This is a genomic window from Actinomadura sp. 1N219 (assembly GCF_044326405.1).
In the GTDB taxonomy this organism is placed as follows: domain Bacteria; phylum Actinomycetota; class Actinomycetes; order Streptosporangiales; family Streptosporangiaceae; genus Spirillospora.
On sequence record NZ_JBIRAY010000001.1, the window covers coordinates 460,171 to 478,806 of the forward strand.

General features: G+C 69.3%; 14 protein-coding genes and 1 tRNA gene. 8 read left to right on the forward strand and 7 right to left on the reverse strand.

Annotated features, from left to right (window positions below):
* The first annotated feature begins 15 nt into the window (after nucleotides 1-15).
* Entirely contained in the window at nucleotides 16-2,727 is a 2,712-nt protein-coding gene (locus ACH35V_RS02070; RefSeq protein ID WP_395969770.1) for an FG-GAP-like repeat-containing protein, read from the forward strand.
* A gap of 71 nt (nucleotides 2,728-2,798) precedes the next feature.
* Here the strand turns inward: ACH35V_RS02070 and ACH35V_RS02075 are convergent, their stop codons facing one another.
* Nucleotides 2,799-4,025: an exo-alpha-sialidase gene (locus tag ACH35V_RS02075; RefSeq protein ID WP_395969771.1), complete on the reverse strand. Its 1,227-nt coding sequence runs from the start codon at nucleotides 4,023-4,025 to the stop codon at nucleotides 2,799-2,801.
* A 10-nt stretch (nucleotides 4,026-4,035) separates the two neighbouring features.
* The gene (locus ACH35V_RS02080; RefSeq protein ID WP_395969772.1) at nucleotides 4,036-5,214 is read right to left on the reverse strand and encodes an exo-alpha-sialidase; all 1,179 of its coding nucleotides are present in this window, start codon (nucleotides 5,212-5,214) and stop codon (nucleotides 4,036-4,038) included.
* Nucleotides 5,215-5,369: 155 nt separating this feature from the next.
* Between ACH35V_RS02080 and ACH35V_RS02085 the strand changes: the two genes are divergently transcribed.
* Nucleotides 5,370-6,155 (forward strand): hypothetical protein, encoded by a 786-nt coding sequence (locus ACH35V_RS02085; protein ID WP_395969773.1) that lies wholly within the window; start codon nucleotides 5,370-5,372, stop codon nucleotides 6,153-6,155.
* A 587-nt stretch (nucleotides 6,156-6,742) separates the two neighbouring features.
* Nucleotides 6,743-7,786: a pentapeptide repeat-containing protein gene (locus tag ACH35V_RS02090; RefSeq protein ID WP_395969774.1), complete on the forward strand. Its 1,044-nt coding sequence runs from the start codon at nucleotides 6,743-6,745 to the stop codon at nucleotides 7,784-7,786.
* A 258-nt stretch (nucleotides 7,787-8,044) separates the two neighbouring features.
* On the opposite strand, the gene ACH35V_RS02095 is transcribed toward ACH35V_RS02090, so the two are convergent.
* Nucleotides 8,045-8,539: a transposase gene (locus tag ACH35V_RS02095; RefSeq protein ID WP_395969775.1), complete on the reverse strand. Its 495-nt coding sequence runs from the start codon at nucleotides 8,537-8,539 to the stop codon at nucleotides 8,045-8,047.
* Between the two features lie 1,358 nt (nucleotides 8,540-9,897).
* Between ACH35V_RS02095 and ACH35V_RS02100 the strand changes: the two genes are divergently transcribed.
* Nucleotides 9,898-10,827: a NucA/NucB deoxyribonuclease domain-containing protein gene (locus tag ACH35V_RS02100; RefSeq protein ID WP_395969776.1), complete on the forward strand. Its 930-nt coding sequence runs from the start codon at nucleotides 9,898-9,900 to the stop codon at nucleotides 10,825-10,827.
* Nucleotides 10,828-10,829: 2 nt separating this feature from the next.
* Nucleotides 10,830-11,327 carry a hypothetical protein gene (locus ACH35V_RS02105; protein ID WP_395969777.1) on the forward strand — a complete coding sequence of 166 codons (498 nt, stop codon included), beginning with the start codon at nucleotides 10,830-10,832 and terminating at the stop codon, nucleotides 11,325-11,327.
* 1,341 nt (nucleotides 11,328-12,668) lie between these two features.
* Here the strand turns inward: ACH35V_RS02105 and ACH35V_RS02110 are convergent.
* Nucleotides 12,669-12,744 (reverse strand) — tRNA-Glu (locus tag ACH35V_RS02110).
* A 73-nt stretch (nucleotides 12,745-12,817) separates the two neighbouring features.
* Nucleotides 12,818-14,701 (reverse strand): metallophosphoesterase, encoded by a 1,884-nt coding sequence (locus tag ACH35V_RS02115; protein ID WP_395969778.1) that lies wholly within the window; start codon nucleotides 14,699-14,701, stop codon nucleotides 12,818-12,820.
* Nucleotides 14,702-14,733: 32 nt separating this feature from the next.
* Between ACH35V_RS02115 and ACH35V_RS02120 the strand changes: the two genes are divergently transcribed.
* Entirely contained in the window at nucleotides 14,734-15,075 is a 342-nt protein-coding gene (locus ACH35V_RS02120) for a metallopeptidase family protein (protein ID WP_395969779.1), read from the forward strand.
* 142 nt (nucleotides 15,076-15,217) lie between these two features.
* Entirely contained in the window at nucleotides 15,218-16,558 is a 1,341-nt protein-coding gene (locus ACH35V_RS02125) for an MFS transporter (protein ID WP_395969780.1), read from the forward strand.
* Nucleotides 16,559-16,631: 73 nt separating this feature from the next.
* Here ACH35V_RS02125 and ACH35V_RS02130 read toward each other — a convergent pair whose 3' ends face one another.
* Nucleotides 16,632-16,991 carry a PspC domain-containing protein gene (locus ACH35V_RS02130; protein ID WP_395969781.1) on the reverse strand — a complete coding sequence of 120 codons (360 nt, stop codon included), beginning with the start codon at nucleotides 16,989-16,991 and terminating at the stop codon, nucleotides 16,632-16,634.
* Nucleotides 16,992-17,186: 195 nt separating this feature from the next.
* Here ACH35V_RS02130 and ACH35V_RS02135 point away from each other — a divergent pair, with 195 nt between their 5' ends.
* Nucleotides 17,187-18,206 carry an aspartate-semialdehyde dehydrogenase gene (locus ACH35V_RS02135; RefSeq protein WP_395969782.1) on the forward strand — a complete coding sequence of 340 codons (1,020 nt, stop codon included), beginning with the start codon at nucleotides 17,187-17,189 and terminating at the stop codon, nucleotides 18,204-18,206.
* Nucleotides 18,207-18,270: 64 nt separating this feature from the next.
* On the opposite strand, the gene ACH35V_RS02140 is transcribed toward ACH35V_RS02135, so the two are convergent.
* Entirely contained in the window at nucleotides 18,271-18,489 is a 219-nt protein-coding gene (locus ACH35V_RS02140; protein WP_395969783.1) for a DUF2277 domain-containing protein, read from the reverse strand.
* Nucleotides 18,490-18,636 lie beyond the last annotated feature (147 nt).

The following is an 18,636-nucleotide window of genomic DNA, read 5'->3' on the forward strand; positions in this document are numbered from 1 at the left end:
CACCTGGAGGAGATCATGCACACCACTCACCCTCGATTCCGTCGTCCGTCCCGCGCCGCCGTCCTGCTCGGTTCGGTGCTGCTCGGCGCCGCCCTCGCGCAGGGCCCGCCGGCCGCCGCCGACCCGCCGCCCCGGCTCGCCAACCCGCCCTCCCTCGAACCGCTCCGGTACGGCACCCCCGGTCAGACCACCGACCTCGGCGTCGGGCTGTGGGCCTGGCCGATGCCGCTGGACGCCGACGGGGACGGCGACTTCGACCTGCTCGTCTCGTCCCCGGACGTCCCCTACAACGGCACATGGTTCTTCGAGAACACCACCGGCGACGTCGCCTATCCGGTGTTCGCCGAGCCGGTCAGGCTGAGCCAGGGGCTCCAGGACACCGCCGTCTCGCACGTGAACGGCAGGGCGATCGTCACCCGTCCGGGCGCGACCTATCCGGACGTCGGACGCACCGGGCTCACCCGCGCCGAACCCATCCCGGCCGAGCGCCCGGTGCACACGCCCGTCGTCCCCGGCGGGGACCTGCGCAACGAGCAGTGGATCTACTCCGACCTCACCGGCGACGGCGAGCTGGACCTCGTCGTCGGGGTGGGGGACTGGAGCGAGTACGGCTGGGACGACGCCTACGACGAGGACGGCAACTGGACCAACGGCCCGCTGCACGGCTTCGTCTACCTGCTGCGCAACACCGGGACCACCGCGAACCCCGCCTACGCGGACCCGGTGAAGATCCAGGGCGGCGGCAAGCCGATCGACGCCTACGGCAACCCGACCCCCGCCGTCGCCGACTTCACCGGCGACGGCAAGCCCGACATCGTCACGGGGGAGTTCCTCGACAAACTCACCTTCTACGGCAACGCAGGCGGGGCGACAACGTTCACCGAGGGCCGTCAGCTGCGCACCGACCGCGGCGACCCGCTGGCGATGGACCTCCAGATGATCATCGTCAGCGCCGTCGACTGGACCAAGGACGGCCACCCCGACCTGGTCGTCGGCCAGGAGGACGGACGCGTCGCACTGGTCGAGCACACCGGCCGCGTCCAGGACGGCACGCCCGTCTTCAAGGCCCCGCGGTTCTTCCAGCAGAAGGCCGGCCGGGTGAAGGTGGGCGCGCTGTCGACGCCCACCGCCGTCGACTGGGACGGCGACGGGCGGCAGGACCTGATCTCCGGCGACACCTCGGGCCGGATCAGCTTCGTCCGCAACCTGGGCGGCGGCGACCCGCCCCGGTGGGACCGGCCGCGCCCGCTGGCGGCGGGCGGCAGGCTGATCCGTCACCAGGCGGGCCCCAACGGCTCGATCCAGGGTCCCGCCGAGGCCAAGTGGGGCTACACCGAGCCGGTCGCCGCCGACTGGAACCACGACGGCCTGCCCGACCTGGTCGTCAACGACATCTGGGGCAAGGTCGTCTGGTACGAGAACATCGGCACCCGCCGCGCGCCGGAGCTGGCCGCCGCCCGCCCCGTCGAGGTCGACTGGCCGGGCACCCCGCCGAAACCTGCCTGGAACTGGTGGAACCCCAAGGGCCGGGAGCTGGTCACCCAGTGGCGCACCACCCCCTACGCCACCGACCTCAACCGTGACGGCCTGACCGACCTGGTGATGCTCGACCACGAGGGCTACCTGGCCTTCTTCGAACGCCGGCGGGACCTCCTGCTCAAGCCCGGCAGGCGGATCTTCATCGGGGAGGACGGATCGTCCAGGTTCACCGACAACGGCACCCCGCAGGCGGGCCCGCGCGGTCCGCTGCAGCTCAACACCGGCGTGGGCGGCAAGAGCGGCCGCCGCACGTTCACCATGGTCGACTGGACCCGCGACGGCCGCCTCGACCTGGTCGTCAACGACACCACGAACGTCGGGCTGCTGGAGAACGTCGGCACCGACGACGAACCGTGGGTGTTCCGCAACCGCGGCAGCATCGGCGAGGGCGACCTCGTCGGCCACACCACCTATCCGACCGTGGTCTCGTGGGACCGCTCGTCCCCGGCGGGCGACCGCCGTCCCGCCCTCCTCATCGGCGCCGAGGACGGCGGCCTCTACTACCAGCCCTGGAACGGAGACCGGCGTCCGGAGAGGATCTCCACCCCCGCTCCCGGGCCGCGTGCCCTGGTCGGCTCGTGGGGCTTCGGCGAACGGCACGGCACCGTGGCCCGCGACGCCTCCGGCTACGCCAACCACGGCGTCGTGGACGGCGCCGCCTGGCTCCCGTCGGGCGCCCTCCGATTCGACGGCTTCAACGACCACGTCGATCTCGACCGGACCGTGAGCCCGTACCTCGCCGGCGCGACCGGCATCACCCTCGCGGCCCGCGTGCGTCCCGACACCCTGGATTCGCGCCAGGCCCGTATCTTCGGCACCCGCATCAATGGCGGCACCGCCGGGTTCGAGGTCACGTTCGAGAACGACAACGGCCGTCCGCGGATCGCGATAGCCGGGCGCAGCGCCGCGTCCGACTCCTATCAGAAGGTCGCCTTCGACGCGGCGGGCGTCCGCCTCGGCGAATGGCACGAGATAACGGCGTCCATCGATTTCACGGCGAAGCGAATGCGCCTTTTCGTGGACGGCGCCGAACGTCCCGCGATAGGGACTCCGCAGCTCGCCTTCGATAGCCCGACCTACGTCCTGGGCACGCCGACCCAACCGGACACGATCGGCCGCGGCCCGGACGGCTCGGCCCCCTTCCGAGGCGCCCTGGACGACGTGCGCCTCTACCGCACCCCCCGCTGATCAAAGGAGCCGGGGACTGTGCCTGGCACAGTCCCCGGCTCCAATACGCACTACGCCGGTTTCAGGGGGTATCAGTTGCGGGCGGAACGGACGTAATGGCACTTGTCGAGCTGCCGGAAAGCGCCGTGGCGGTACTCGACGGGCTTGGTCCGGATCGGTTCGCCGAGGTACTGGCGGCGCCCGGACGCCGGGTCGGACACGATGTCGGGTCCCGAGCGCACGAACTCCTCGTTGAAGGTGACGCTGCGCATGTTCTTGGTCAGCCGGGTGTGGGTGTAACCCAGGTGGATGTAGCCGTCCTTTGACTGCCACAGATAGGGGTACTGGTACCGGTCGTCGCGGTTGGTTTCGACATCGACGGAGTAGGGCCAGGTGCCGCCGCCGTCCTCGGAGAGGAGCACCCGCATGGGCGAGCGTTCCGGCGCGGTGCCGTCGACGGGATTCATCGCGAACACGAGGTTCCCGTCGCGCAGCTTGATGAGGTCGACGCGGGCGCCCCGGTTGGGGAAGTCGGTCGGCCGTGCGGGCGTCCAGGTGCGCCCGTAGTCGAACGACTCGGTCCGGTAGACGAGGTCGGCGTCGGTGCGCATGAAGGCGAGCAGGTGGCCGGGGGACAGTTCGACGGTCGCGGGCTGGATCCCCGGGGTGGGCCAGTCGGCGGGGTCGGACGGGTAGGAGCGCCACGTCCTGAACCCGTCGCCGGAGACGATCCACCCGGACGCGCCCCGCTCGTGGTAGATCGGCAGGATCACCTCGCCGTTGGACATGCGCAGCGGGCGGTTCGCGACGTTCCAGCCCCACTCCTGCTGGAGGGTGGTCGCCGCCGACCACGTGCGGCCGTTGTCGCGTGAGGTGGCGAACTGGAGGATCGCCTCGTCCCACCCGTCGCCCTCGATCGTCGAGAAGAACAGGTAGATCGTGCCCTGTCCGTCGTGCCAGATGACGGGGTTGCCGTCGATGGCGTCCGCCGACTTGCGGATCGGGACCGGCGTCGACCAGGTCTTGGAGCCGCGCTCCATGCGGGACAGGAACGTCGCCTTGTCGCGGTCGATCTCCTCTGGCCCGCCGTAGAAGGCGTACAGCAGGTCGCCGTTGGGCGCTTCGGTGATCGACGCGACATGGACGAACTCGCCCGGCGATTCGCGGTCGTGGGGGTGGACGTCCTGGCGGCAGGCGTAGGCGCGGCCCGGGCCGCCCGCCCCCGCCGAGGCGGGGACGGCCAGCACGGCGCACAGCGCGAGGGGAAGGGCCAGGCCGGCCGCCCGTCGGGCGGCCGGCCTGCGCATGATCTGGTTCATCAGATCTGGTTCATCGCTTTCCGGTGTTGACGTAGTGGCAGGCCGCCGCCTCGGCGAGGCTGCCCTTGCGGTACTCGGTCCGCCCGGCCGCGTGCCGGGACGGGATGTCGATCCCCGCGCGCACGAACGCCTCGTTGAACACGACGTGCCGCATGTTCTCCCGGCGGTGGGTGTACGACAGGTGGATCATGTGGTCGGGCGTCTGGATCAGGTACGGGTAGGAGAACTCGGTGCCGTCCTCGGACTCGACGTCCGAGCCCTCGCTCCACGTCTTGCCGCCGTCGTCCGACAGCGAGAGCCGCAAAGTGCCGCGGCCGCTCGCCGCAGGGTTGTGGGCGAGCAGCAGCCGGCCGTCGTGCAGCTTCAGCAGGGCGATCCGGGCGTTGGGGTTGGGCAGCCCGGTGCTCACTGCCGGGGACCACGTGCGGCCGTAGTCGAACGACTCGGTCCGGTAGATCTCCTTGTCGCTGGTGCGCATGAAGGTCAGCAGGTGGCCGGGTTCGAGCTCGACCGTGGACGGCTGGATCGCGCCGTTCGGCGAGGTGGGCCAGTCGGCGTTGTCCGCCGGGAGCTGGACCCAGGTGCGGTAGTCGTCCTTGGGGATGTACCAGCCCGACGCCCAGGTGCGCTCGTCGTAGATCGGGACGAGGACCTCGCCGTTGGACATCGTGAACGGCCGGGTGCCGAACAGGTAGCCCCACTCGGACCGGACGGTCTCCGGCGCCGACCAGGTCCGCCCGTTGTCGTCGGAGCGGAGCAGCCGCAGGATGGCCTCCTCCCATTCGTCGCCCATGATCGTCGAGATCATCAGGTAGGTGGTGCGGCCCTCGGCCCACAGCACCGCGTTGCCGTCGGGCTTGCCGGGCTCGTCGAACGCCAGCACCGGGGGCTGCCACGTCCGGGATCCGACGGGCATGCGCGAGACGTAGGTCCCGACGTCCTCATCACCTTCTTGGGTGCCCGCGTAGAAGGAGTACAGCAGGTCGCCGTTGGGCGCCTTGACCATCGAGGCGACGTGGGTGCTCGGGTAGTTCGCGTCCTGCGGATGGATGTCCTGGCGGCACGCGTAGGCCCGATCGGTCCCGCCGCCGCCCGGCGCCGCGGCCCCCATGAGGAGGGGCCCGGTCAGGGCTACGGCCAGGGCGCTACCGGCCAGGGTTCTGCGCGTGCGGTGTGGGGGGCGTGGCATGGAGCTGCTCCCTCCGTCCCGTTTCGTTAACGGTAGACGGTAGTCGGTTGACTGGATAATCAACCAGAACCACCCCGACGTCAACCCCCCACCCGACCCTGACCTGGCCCGATGAGGCTCAGGCGAGGAAAGCGGGGCCGGTAGCATTCACGGCCGTGGGCATCGACTGGATCCGCATGCGGCCCCGCCAGAGTGATTCACGGCCGTTGCTGGTCGAGCTCATCAAAGGCCAGGCGGACGAATTCAGGATGCGACTCGGCTCGGTCTGGACTGCTTGGGATTTCCTCGGCGGCCCAGCGGCGGAGTCGTCCACCGAGCATGTGAACGGGGAGCAACTGCTCCGCCGAATAGAAGTGAACTCCGGACCCGGCTGTTGCCGCCGCCTCGCCATGTTCTCGCAAATCGAGGTGATTCCGGCCGAGTGGCGGCTGTCCGCCCACCGATCCCATCTACCTGACGAAGTGCCCATCCTGCTCGACACGTCCGTACGCCACATCGAGGAGGTGAGCAGAGGCGAGCATCGGGCGCACCTGGCGGCATGGCACGCCTACCTCACCATCCGCACGTTAAGAGAGGAGTGGGAGTTCGCCCGCTCGTCCGCTCTGTCGGCACAGGAGCGGCCACATCTTTGGGCGCGCAAGCCAGGAGTGCTCGCAGCCATTGAAGGGATATTGGCGCTGCCCGTTCCCGAGGCATCACCCCCACCGCACTGGGGCACCGAGCCCAAGTCACCACCGCCGTCTCTGAACTGGACGGACTACGCGGACGCGGCAAGAAATTGGAATGAACAGGTGCGCAGCAGCCGCCGCCTTCGGCTCTCGCCGATCCAATCGTTCGACGAGTTTACAAACGAACAATTGGCCGCCGACAACGTCGTCCATTGTCTCGACTGGTTGGAAATGACCTGCCGGCACGGCTACGGACTCTGGCTCGACTACTAGTGCTCCGCGAGCCGGTCGGCCACCGGCCCCGCCGACGCAGGCCGATGGCGGCCGTGAACCCTGATCCTGCGCATGTGAAGTGCCCCGGCTTCCGTGATGGGAGCGAAGCCAGGAGAAGCTCGTGCCGCCCTGGTCCGACGCTGTGCTGTCGTGCTAGGTAGGCCGGCGATGCGGCTGCGAGGATCCGGACGGTGGCCGCGCCCTGGGTGGCGCTGGCGTTGATGTAGGTAGTGGGCGATTTCGGCCTTGATCGCCGCCGCTTCGGCTTCGGGCTATCCGGCGACCGCCATCTCATCGGCCAGGTTGGCGTAGGCGCGACTGACGGCTGCGACGGGACGCACGAGTGGAGGGCCCTTCCGCAGAGACGAAACGCGCGCCGTAAACGTATGAGGAGTATGGCCGACTCCACCAGCCCCGCCGATTCCGGCGACGCTCCCGACCGGGAGCCCGCGCTGCCTTCGCCCTCTCCGAGGAGACGGCGCTTACCGTTCTGGCACCTAAGAGGCCGACGTCGGCGGCCGGCCCGGCCGACTCCGCCGACCCAGGCAGAAATCGACGCGATCCCGGCCGACCGGCGGCTGGAGCTGATGGACCTGGACAAACAACGGATCCACCGCCGGGTCAACACCTTGGTCCTGGTCGGAGGTGTCCTGGCCACGGTCGGCACGCTGCTGATCAGCGTGCAAACGCAACGCACGGCCCAGCAGGGACAGATCACCGACCGCTATACCAGAGCCGCCGAGCAGCTCGGCTCCGACAAACGCGACGTGCGCACCGCTGCCATCTACGCCCTGGAACGCATCGCCGCCGACTCCTCCCGCGACCGCCAGACCATCCGTAACGTCCTGGCCGCCTTCATCCGCGAACACGACCCCGCCCCCACCGTCAAAGACCACGAGCTGCCATCCGAACCCGACACCGACGTCGCCGCCGCACTCACCGTCGTGGCGCGCACCTCTTCTGAAGTCGACCTCCCTCGGCTGGACCTGCATGGCGTTCGCCTGCCCGGAGCCACTCTCGCCCACCACGAACCCCTGACCTGGCTGAACCTGGCCGGCGCGAACCTGCGCGGCGCCCACCTGAAAGGCGTGGACCTGGTCGCCACGGTGATGCCCGGCGCGCACCTGGAAGGCGCGCACCTGGAATACGCGCGCTGGTCAGGCGCGCATCTGGAAGGCGCGCACTTGAGCGGCACGCACCTGGAAGGCGCGCACCTGGAAAACGCGAACCTGGAAGGCGCGAACCTGCAAGGCGCGCACTTGGGCGGTGCGCGCCTGGGCGGCGCGCGCCTGACCGATGCGGACCTGACCGGCGCGGACCTGGAAGGCGCGGACCTGACCGGCGCGGGCCTGCACCAAATACCACGCCCGGACGGACTCAGACTGACCTACGAGGAAATGGAACTGCTCCCCGCAAAGCTGCCCGGCGCGGACCTGCGCGGCGCGAACCTGCGCAACGTGAACCTGACCGAGGTGAATCTGGCCGGCGCAGATCTTCAGGGAGCGGACCTGCGCGGCGCGAATCTTCGAAAAGCGGACCTGCGCGGCGCGGATCTTCGAAAAGCGAAGGGTGTGAGCCCGAAGGCCGCAGGAGATAGCGGCGCACGCACCGACGGCTTGACCCGGTGGTGAGGACTCCCCGTTGTGGCGATGAACTGCCGCTGTTGAATCCACGTCCCCTGGCGGGGTTCCAGCGCTGCACGAGGGGATCGAGGTCGAGGCGATGGCGGCGGTCGCGGGGTCCGGGCGAAGGATGCGGACATCGCCGTGCTGAGAGGGGTGACCAGATACTGGCCGGTGCTCACCACCGGATTGCCTTCCCAGGAGCGATAGACGACGTTTTCGTCCTCACACCGCAGGGCGCGTTATCCGGTGCGGTCCATGTGCGGGTCACGCCGCTTGTGCTGCGCCGGGACGGTTCGTGGTCCATCCCCGGGTGGGCTGCTTGCGGGTGATCCTGCGGGTCATGAGCGTGATTGCGGCCACGATCAGGTGGGCTTCGCTGTGGGTGGGTTTGCGTTCGTAGTCGATCACGTTGCGGCGGGTGTTGAGCAGCCACGCCAGTGACGGCTCCACGATCCACCGGCGGGCCAGCACAGCGAACCCGCTCTGCCCGGGCCGTTCAGTCACGATCCTGACGGTCAGGCCCAGGAGCCGCCGGGCCCAGGCCACCAGCGCGCCGGCGTAGGCGCTGTCGCCCCAGACCAGTCTCAGCTGCGGGTGCATCATCCGCAACCCGGCCAACACCTCCCGGGCGGCGTCACGGTCGGGTTGGCCGTGGGAGCGCAGGAGGTCGAGGGCGTGGGAGTAGGAGATGAGCGCGGCGACGGCGGCGACCGTGACCACCGCGAGCGCCGTGGTGGCTTTGATGAGCCGGTCGGTCACCGTGTAGTTCCTTGTGCGCCTCTTTTCGTGCCCCGGTGCGCGGTAGGGCGGGTGAAGCCGAGCAGGGTTCGGCGGCGGTACAGCAGCGATGCCGCCAGCAAGCGGCTACGACTGGGCCGCCGCCCTTGGCGCTGAGCGGTGGGCGACTCGGCGCCGGGCTGGTCGGTCGAAGGTCGCGGTGGGCGACCAATGGAGGAGCGTGAGCGGTCGCGGTGTGCATGGCAGCGTCTCCAGAAGTTGACGGCGAGTAACAGCTGCCAGGCGAGACCACCAGTGACGGCGCGACCGGGGACTGCGGGGTCCTCCCTAAAGGGGATGCGGGTGACGGTTGGATGCGGCGGGGACCGGGTTGTGACCGTCCGCCCCTGGCCGTACCGGCACCGGTGATCTCGACAGGCACCCCTGAAGCACCTCGCTCCGCCCCAGAATTCACCGCCGGCCGACGACCATTACCAAGATTTGACCCAGATCCCCGGTGGAACAGCACACATGGAAACCGCCTTACCCTCTGGCCCCGGTGCGCTCATGCTTCGTGAGTCGCGTTCCAAAACGTTGATGGCGGCGGCCGAGCAGGCTTGATCTGAAAAGCGATAAGACGCGCTCTATTTGGTGCAGCGGCGGCAGCAGACGGGCGCTGAGACTTTGCCGACGAAGACCAGGAAGTGCCCCTGGTGGCGGTGCAAGTTCCGGCAGTCGGTCGACGGGGCCACCGTCGGCTTGACCATCTCAATGACAAGGGTCGGCCACATCAGGACAGCGATCAGTTCACCTTGCTTCACCAGTAAGAACAAGGTTGTCAAGTCCCTTGTAGGGCCCACCACCACGAAGATTTCTAGCGAGCGGAGACTTGATCTCCGATGGCACTGTAGCTAGCGTCACAATCGAACCCCGCAGGCTCTTGTTCGACGAATTGCTCGGGGCCCTGTCGAGCATGGAACCCGAGCTCCCGACCACCCGGAAGGGGTTTCTACGTGCACAGATTACGCCCCGTATTCGCAACGATACTGGGACTCTGCGTTCTGGTCGCCGGACAGCCGGCGTTCGCTGAACCGTCACCCTCTCCAAGTCCGACCTCCCTCCGGTCGAAACTGCAGCCGAAGCTTCCACCTGGAGCTTTCAAGAGCAAGAAGGGTGCCACCTGCATCCCGAACTCGAACAGTGCGGGTACCCGCGGAAGAGCCAAGGGAACCTGCCAGATGCCCAGAAGGGTCGACGCACGCACCCTGCGCCGAGAAGTGGACCAAGCGCGCAGCAGACTCGCCCGCAAGCAAAACAAGAAGCTTACGGACTTCCCTGGATGCGAGCCTGAGCGGGGCCACACGGTTCTCGCGATCAGTCGAACCGAAACGTGCAGCGCAGTGACCTGGGTCGCCTTCAATTACGTCGGAGACCCCGACGACCCCTCGAACTGGACCGGGTCCATGAACATGCTGGACGTTCAATGGATCGACTACACCTGGAACCGGACCAACTGGAACCATGACGCCGTCATCCAAGGCACCAACGCCACGGGAGATCTAGCCGACGGCATCGATGTCTCCGTCGCCTCGAGCTGCCACATCCTCCTGGGTTTCTGTGGCGTCACTCAAGAATCCGTTCCGCCAGGAACCGTCCTCGCCATCAAGAACGATTCAATCGTCCTTCTGAACTGGCAGGAGGAACTTACCGCACCCCTGCGTCAGGGTTATGAGAACGCCGTCGAGCTCGACGGTCTGCTCGGAATGCTGATCACCTGGTTTCCGAATGCCCCGCACCGGCCGATCGTCGTCGTGGACAACGGGTCGTACAACACGGAAGGCGAGAACCTGACGGGCCGCTGCGACAACAATGACGGGCCAGTCCGGAGAAACCGCGGATGCGTCAACCAGCACTTCATCACCACGCTGACCTACGACGAACGCGAATACCCGGCCGTCGGTCCGGTTGCCGAACATATCTACGATCGGCAAGTGGACGTCTCGAAGGGCGGTCACCCCCTCCCGTCGCGCTGGGGCGTCCCCGCGTACGGGAACTTCCTGAACCGCACTCAGGACGAAGACGTTGAGGCCGACAACCGCAGGGTCGCCTGCCAGAACGTCCCGCCGAGCTGCGACGAATGGCCGCTCGCGACCACCTATCAAGGGGCGGCGCAGGTACCGCCGAATGATTGGTCGGCGCGTACTGTCCCGGACTCGGCCAACAGTTCCCAAGGCGCCATCACCGGCGCTTTCTACCGCACCGAACGCATGCTCGACGGAGACGCGTTCTGGGTCCGGGTCATCCTGAAGGACGGTCGGGCATCCTGGTAGGCATGTCCCACTCAGACGAAGAAACTCAGGAACTGGTCGTCGAGGCACGGGAAGGCCAGTACCTGATCGAGGCGGCGGCCGGGCGCGATAACGTCTGGCCGCCGCCCCTCGATGGACTCACCACCGGCGAAGACTCCTGGACCGCAGTGCTCACCGGCACCTCCTGGGGACCGGTCACCGTTCACCTCCAGAGCCTCGACCGCCAACCGGACACCATCGCAGGCGACTGGGAAATGATCGTTGAACGCGACATCGTGACCGACGAGAGCGGCGGCCTAGAGGTAAGAGGTATCTTCCAAGAGGGCGCCGCGGGAGGAGTACCGCTGCCTCCAGGCCGCTATCGCCTGCGAATCCACGTTCGCGGCCGCAGCGCCGCAGCGCCGCACAACATTCTAGAGACGCCCGTAGAAGCCCACCTGATCCAGTTGTGGCCCACCACCGCCGCACACCCGCCCGCCGTCCTGGTCGGCCCTGACGACGAGGCCTCTCGCAAATCATGAACTACCTCATCCTCTTTCGGTGTGTGCTGGAGGATGAGGATGGCCTTGACGGGTTGCGGCCGGACAGCAGGGTGAGCAATAGGTTTCCGCAGGACCTGCCAGGTCTTGGGCATGCCGACCCGCGGTGCTCGCCGACCGCGCAGGCTTAGCACCATGAAGCGCTTCTTGCGTTCTCCGAGCCTGTGCCGCTGGCGACATTCGCCTGCTCAGTGAGGTTCTGGACAAGGCTGTGCTCGCCGGCAGCAGTCAGGCCGTAAACCGACACGGCCACCGCGCAGCGCGTCGGAGGTCGACTTGGCGGCGTCGGAACATGGGCGACTACTCGGGGAGGTCTCGAGGGTCCTGTCCGGTCGGCGCATCCGACGAGCCCTCCGGGTCGATCTTCTCCCGACAAGCCTCCGGATCCCCTTCCTGCTCGATGCACTGCCGGATCTGTTCTTCCTTCGGCGGAACCCCCGGCGCCTCTTCGGTCTCTTCGGTCGACGGCTGAACCGGCTCAACCGACCCGACGCCCTCCGGCCCATACTTCTCGATGCAACTCTGCCGAACACTCCCTCCTGCCGGGTGCCTGCACTCGGCTGGAAGGCTCCGCTCGGGCTCGTGAGTCGTCCGCCGAGGGTTTGATGTCGAAGCGTCCCTAGTCGGGCTCGGGTCCGATGCCGTCGGGCTGGGCGCTTGAGTCGTCGGCGGCGCTTGAGTCGTCGGCGGCGACGGGGGTTCGGATGGATCCTCCTCCGCGCACCCCGCGGCCAGTATCGCCGCCGCCCCGGCAATCGTTGCGATCGCGATCTTCATACCTGGCTTTGGGCGGGTGCGCTCCGACCCGCCAGGGTGGCCGGTGATTGAAGGTCTTTCCGTTGATGGACCACATTCGGGGTGCGGTCCTCGGACTCGCACATCCGCGGGTACGGGCCTGGCCTGCCTCACCTTCATCGGCTGGCCCCCTCGTTGGTTCGTTTTCCCAGGTCATAGCAAGGATCTATATGAGGGAGTTCCCGGAGCGAAGTGGCTCGAACACGACCACCGCACATGGCGGCGGCAGGTGATTTGACCAGACCGTGACGCGGGTTCAGGTGAAGTTCGGGCCGGGTGGCGGTGCTTCATGGTGCACGGGGATCGGGTGGCCGTCTCGGGTCACCCAGCAGATGAACCACACACCGTCCAACCCGAACCACTCACCCACCGGGCCCGACACCACCGGTACCGCCCGGCACCGGATGGCCGGAACGCCAACGAGGTGGAGTGCGAAGTCACGATCACGTCCGAGATCGTGGGAACTCAGCAGGACGCAGCGTCTGCGGCGATCGGTGGTGACGGAACCGAATCGCGCGCCGGTCTGCGTGGTACCCCCTACCGGATTCGAACCGGCGCTACCGCCTTGAAAGGGCGGCGTCCTAGGCCGCTAGACGAAGGGGGCCTGGGTGTGGCGGAGATGGTCGCCACTAGACCTGGTCAAGTGTAGAGGACGTGGCGGGGCGGCGCGCAAACGGTTAGCCGGGGCGGGTGGTGCGGGGGACGGGGGTCGGGCTGCGGGACGGCCAGTCGGACGGGAACTCCGACGGGAACGGGGAGGTCGGGGACGGGGGAGGGGAGGTCGCCGGGGGCCGGGGAAGGATGGTGCGGTCGGGCTCGGGCTCCAGGTGGCGCTCGATTTGGGCGGAGGTTAGGCCCAGGCCGCCCAGGCGTAGGTCGTCCCAGCCCTGGAGGCGGTGGGTGGCGCGGCTGAAGTAGAGGACGGAGAGGTCGATGGACGTGGGCTTCTCGTGTTCGAGGCCGCGGAGGCCGGCGCCGCCGGTGGAGCCCTGGACGAAGAGGCGGGTGCCGGTGGGGAGGAGTTTGGTGGAGCGGGCGTGGGCGTGGCCGGAGAGGATGAGGGGCGTCAGGCCGGAGAAGGCTTCGCCTTCGGTGGGGTCGTGGACGACGGCGAGGTCAGGTGTCGTTCCCGAGGCGCGGAGTCTCTCGGCCAGGAGGAGGCCCTCGGCGCGCATCTGGTCGGCGCCGACGAAGTCGTCGCGGGTGCTCTTGTCGGGGGTGAAGCGGGGGTCGCCGACGCCGTAGACGCGCAGGCCCTTGACCTCGCGGGTGTCGTCGTCCAGGACGATGGCGTTCTTCTCGCGGCCGACGGCGCGCTGGGTCTCCTTGGAGTCGTGGTTCCCGCGGACGTAGACGTAGGGGACCTTCAGGTCGGAGATCTCGCCGGCGAACTTGTTCTCGGCCTTGCTGCCGTGGTCCATGAGGTCGCCGCTGTCGATGATGAGGTCGACCTTGAACTGGGTGGTGACGGACTTTATTACGTTCCACGCGGCGGGGTTGAGGTGGATGTCGGAGACGTGCAGGACGCGGATCGTGGACGGGTCGGGCTCGTAGGTCGGGAGGGTCGAGGTGGCCGCGTACAGCTCGGAGACGTTGCCGACGAGGCGGGCCAGCTGGGCGCGGTAGGCGGAGAAGCGTTCGACGAGGCTGCGGGTGTCGCCGACGATCTGGGGAGCGTTGGCGAGCAGGCCGGTGTAGCGGGGCTCGGCGATGGAGTGGGGGTTGAACGTCGCCCAGGTGAGGAGGGTGAGTGCGACGAGGCCGAGGGCGGCGGACGCGAGGCCGAGGAGGGCGCGGCGCAGGGAGCGGAACAGGACGAGGCCCGCGGCGAAGCCGGCGAGGAGGGCGAGGAGGACGGCGCGGACGAGGAGCTGGGTCACGCCGTCGGCGATCTGGTCCGCGATCTGGTCGGTGAGCCGGTCGACCTCGGCGTCGTTCTCGATGAGCTTCTGCGCCTGCTCGGGACGGACGTCGGTCAGGCTCGCCTCAAGGGCGACCGGGCCCCAGTGGGTGTCGAGTTGGAGGGAGCCGAGCGGCGGCAGTTCGAGGGTCGTCCCGCCGTGGAGGGACGGGCGGAGGGACAGTTCGACGTCGGTGGGGCCGACGGGGGTGACGTAGCGTCCGCCGAGGAGGAGGCCGGCGTAGGCGGCGGCGAGTCCGATGGCGAGGACGAGGAGGAGGCGCGTCCAGCGGCTGGTGACGACGGGGCGGGCGCGGCGGACGACCGGGTCGCAGAAGGCGTGGATGCGGGCCGCGGCGGGGGCCGTGCGGTGGCGGACGCGGGCGCCCCAGCGGCGGACGGCGCGGGAGGCGCCGGTGGTGCTCCGGGCGATGGCGCGGGGTCCGCGGGCGGCGGTGCGGGCGGCGCGGCGCGAAGCGCTGGCGGCGGCGCGGGCGGCGTTGCGGGAGGTGCGGGCGGTGTTGCGGGAGGTGCGGGCGGTGGCGCGGGACGCGCGGACGGTCTGGCGGCGGGCGGCGCGCGAGGCGTTGGCGGCGGCGCGGGCGGCGCGGCGGGCGCGGGTCGCGGGGGGCTCGGTCGACTCGTCGCGGGCCTGTGGCACGTGATCCCCTTCTGTCGAGCAGAATTGTCGGCGTGATGGAGTTGTCGCGCGATGAGTTCGAGGACCTGGTGGCTGAGGCCCTCGACACCATCCCACCCGAGCTGACCGCGCACATGCGCAACGTCGTCATCGTCGTCGAGGACGATGCGCCCGAGCGCGGGCTGCTCGGCCTGTACCAAGGCGTACCCCTCACCGAACGCGGCGACTGGTACGGCGCCGTCCTGCCCGATCACATTTCGATCTACCGTAATGAGATTCTCCAGATATGCGACACCCCGGACGACGTGGTGGAAGAGGTGAGGATCACCGTGGTGCATGAGATCGCTCACCATTTTGGTATCGACGACCGAAGGCTCCACGAGCTCGGCTACTGAGCCTTTCCTCGTACATGCCGGGTTCGGTGGCTGAAATAGCCGGCCGGTGCGAGGAATTGTGCACTGTAGGTCACATCAAGGCCACGCAGCGTGAGTTAATGGGAGGGCCGTCCAACACCGGGCGGGCTGAACTGGAGCGAGCGTGGCGGGAAGGCAGACCGGGCGGCATCGCCGTCCGCCGGAGGAGCAGGCGACCTACCGCGAGGTGTTCGCGGTGGGCGAGTTCCGCGCCCTCTGGCTGGCGCAGGCGCTGTCGTTCGTCGGCGACCAGCTGGCTCAGGTCGCGCTGGCCGTGCTCGTGTACGACCACACGAAGTCGGCGCTGCTGACCGCGCTGGTGTACGCGCTGACGTACATCCCGCCGATCGTGGGCGGGCCGGTGCTGTCCGGGCTGGCCGACATGTTCCCGCGCCGCACCGTCATGATCGTCTGCGATGTGGTGCGGGCGGGCCTGGTCGCGGTCATGGCGCTGCTGGAGATGCCGGTCGGCGCGCTGTCGGCGCTCGTGTTCCTGACCGTGCTGCTGGGGACGCCCTTCTCGGCGGCCCGTGCGGCGCTGCTGCCGGACGTCCTGGAGGGCGACCGGTACGTGGCCGGGTCGGCGATCAACAACATCACGCACCAGGGCACGCAGATGCTCGGCTTCCTGGCGGGCGGCGCGATCGTCGCCGTCGTCGGGACGTACGAGGCGCTCGCGCTGGACGCGCTGACGTTCGGCGCGTCCGCCGTCATCCTGGTCGGCGGGCTGCGGCGGCGAGGGGCGTCGCCGCGGCGCGAGCGCGAGCCGTTCGGGCTCTGGCGCGGGACGCGGGACGGCGTGCGACTCGTGTTCGGCGACCCGGTGCTGCGGTCGCTGGTGCTGTTCGCGTGGCTGTGCGCGTTCTACGTGATCCCCGAGGGCCTCGCCGCGCCGTACGCGGCGACGTTCGGCGGCGGCGCGGTCACGGTCGGGGTGCTGCTGTCGGCGATGCCGACGGGGATGGTGATCGGCGCGTTCCTGTTCAGCCGGTTCGTCCGCCCGGCGAACCGGCTGCACGCGATGGGCTGGATGTCGATGCTGGCCTGCCTGCCGCTGATCGGCGCGGGCCTGCGTCCGCCGCTGTGGTGCGTGGTGGCGCTGTGGGCGCTGTCGGGCGTCGGCAGCGCCTACCAGCTCGCGGCCAACGCCGCGTTCGTGGCGGCGGTGCCGGCGTCGGGACGGGGCCGGGCGTTCGGCCTGGCCCAGTCCGGCATCCTCGCCGGACAGGGCGTCGGCATCCTCGTCGGCGGCGCGGCGGCCCAGGTGCTCGGGCCCGAGACGGTGGTGTCGCTCGCCGGCGTGCTCGGGCTGTCGGTCGCCGCGATGCTCACGCTCGGCTGGAACCAGGTCCGCGGCGGCGTCATCGCCGGCATGCGGGAGCGCGTCGAGCCCGTCGTCGTCGCCGCGCCCCCCGCGGGCGACGACGAGCTGTCCGGCGTCAGCCGATCCGCTCCCGCCCCTTGACCCCCGTCAGCTCCTTGGCCCCGCCTTGACCCCCGTCAGCGCCTCCTTGGCCCCGTCGCGCCTCCTTGCCCTGTCAGGCGTGGGTGCGGGGCTTGTTGAAGGCGTCCTTGGTCTTCTTGACGGCGTCCTGGACGGTCGGGGAGTCGCTCGCCTTCTTGATCATGTCTTCGGCGATCGTCTTCTCGGCGCCTTCCTCGGGGATCAGCACCCAGCCGATCGCGTAGAGCGCGATCCCGGCGCCGCCGAAGAGGGTGAAGACCGCCAGGCCGGCCCTGATGATGTTGGCGTCGACGCCGAGGAAGCGCCCGGCGCCCGAGCAGACCCCGGCGAGGATCCGGTCGTCGCGGGTGCGTCTGAGCTTCTTCTCGCCAGCCGTGCTCGGCTCGCCGGCCTTGGTGGCGGCGGCGGTGGCGGTGTCCTTGTTCATGTCCATGCCTCGATCATGCCCACAGCCGGGTAACCCTGACATCCGGATTCGCCCTGATTCACCCCTGAATGCACCCCTGGCGGCTCAGGGTGGCGTCCCCGAGCTTGAACCCGCTGCGTAGGGTTATTGATTGGACGACCTGAACGGCCTGGGCGACACTCCAGGTCAAAGCGATCTACCAGACCTACCAGAGGGAGCGGCATGAGAATCGGGATCGTCGGGGCCACCGGCCAGGTCGGGGGCGTGATGCGCGAGATCCTGGCCGAACGCGGGTTCCCGGTCGACGAGCTGCGGCTGTTCGCCTCGGCCCGCTCGGCCGGACGCAGGCTGCCGTGGAACGGCTCCGAGATCACCGTCGAGGACGCGGAGTCCGCCGACTACTCGGGCCTCGACATCGTGCTGTTCTCGGCCGGGAAGACCACGTCCAAGGAGCTGGCGCCGAAGGTCGCCGCCGCCGGCGCCGTCGTGATCGACAACTCGTCGGGCTGGCGGATGGACCCGGACGTGCCGCTGGTCGTCGCCGAGGTCAACCCGCACGCCGCGACGCGCCGTCCCAAGGGGATCATCGCCAACCCGAACTGCACGACGATGGCCGCGATGCCGGTGCTGCGGCCCCTGCACGCCGAGGCCGGGCTGACCGCGCTCGTCGTCTCGACCTACCAGGCGGTGTCGGGCAGCGGGCTCGCAGGCGTCGCGGAGCTGCACGACCAGGCGACGAAGGTCGTCCAGAACGCGGACCGGCTGACCCATGACGGGTCGGCGGTGGAGTTCCCCGAGCCGTCCGTGTACGTGCGGCCGATCGCGTTCAACGTGCTGCCGATGGCGGGGTCGATCGTGGACGACGGGCTCGCCGAGACCGACGAGGAGCAGAAGCTCCGCAACGAGAGCCGCAAGATCCTGGAGATCCCGGACCTGAAGGTGTCGGGCACCTGCGTCCGCGTCCCGGTCTTCACCGGGCATTCGCTGCAGGTGAACGCCCGGTTCGAGCGTCCGGTGAGCCCTGAGCGGGCGAGCGAGCTGCTGGCCGGCGCGCCCGGCGTCCTGCTGTCGGACGTCCCGACGCCGCTCCAGGCCGCGGGCCAGGACCCGACCTACGTGGGCCGCATCCGCCGCGACGAGACCGTCGAGAACGGCCTCGCCCTGTTCTGCTCGGGCGACAACCTCCGCAAGGGCGCGGCCCTCAACACCGTCCAGATCGCCGAGCTGGTCGCCGCCGAGTAGCCCGGCAAGAGCCGCCCGGTAGACCCCGGCTAGGCCGGGGCAGGCCGGGTGGGTCCCGGCGGGGTCAGCTGGCGCGGCGGCCGCGGATCTCCAGGGAGTCCAGGAGTGCGGCGGTGCTCTGGGCGATCTCCTCGACGGCCCGTTCGAACGCCTCGGCGTTGTGGGACGCGGGCGCGCGGAACCCGGAGATCTTGCGGACGTACTGGAGCGCGGCCGCCCTGACGTCCTGGTCCGTCACGTCGTCGGAGAAGGGCGGGCGGAGAGTCTTGATACTGCGGCACATGCCCCCATTGTGACCCCTGGGCCCGACATCCCACTCCGGCGCCCGGCGGCGCGGGGGATTTGAGGGCCCCGGGCCCCCGTCCGGCGAAGGGCCGGACGAGGGCGCCAGGGGCCCGGCGGGGGGCGGGGCCCCGTCTGGGCGGCGGTA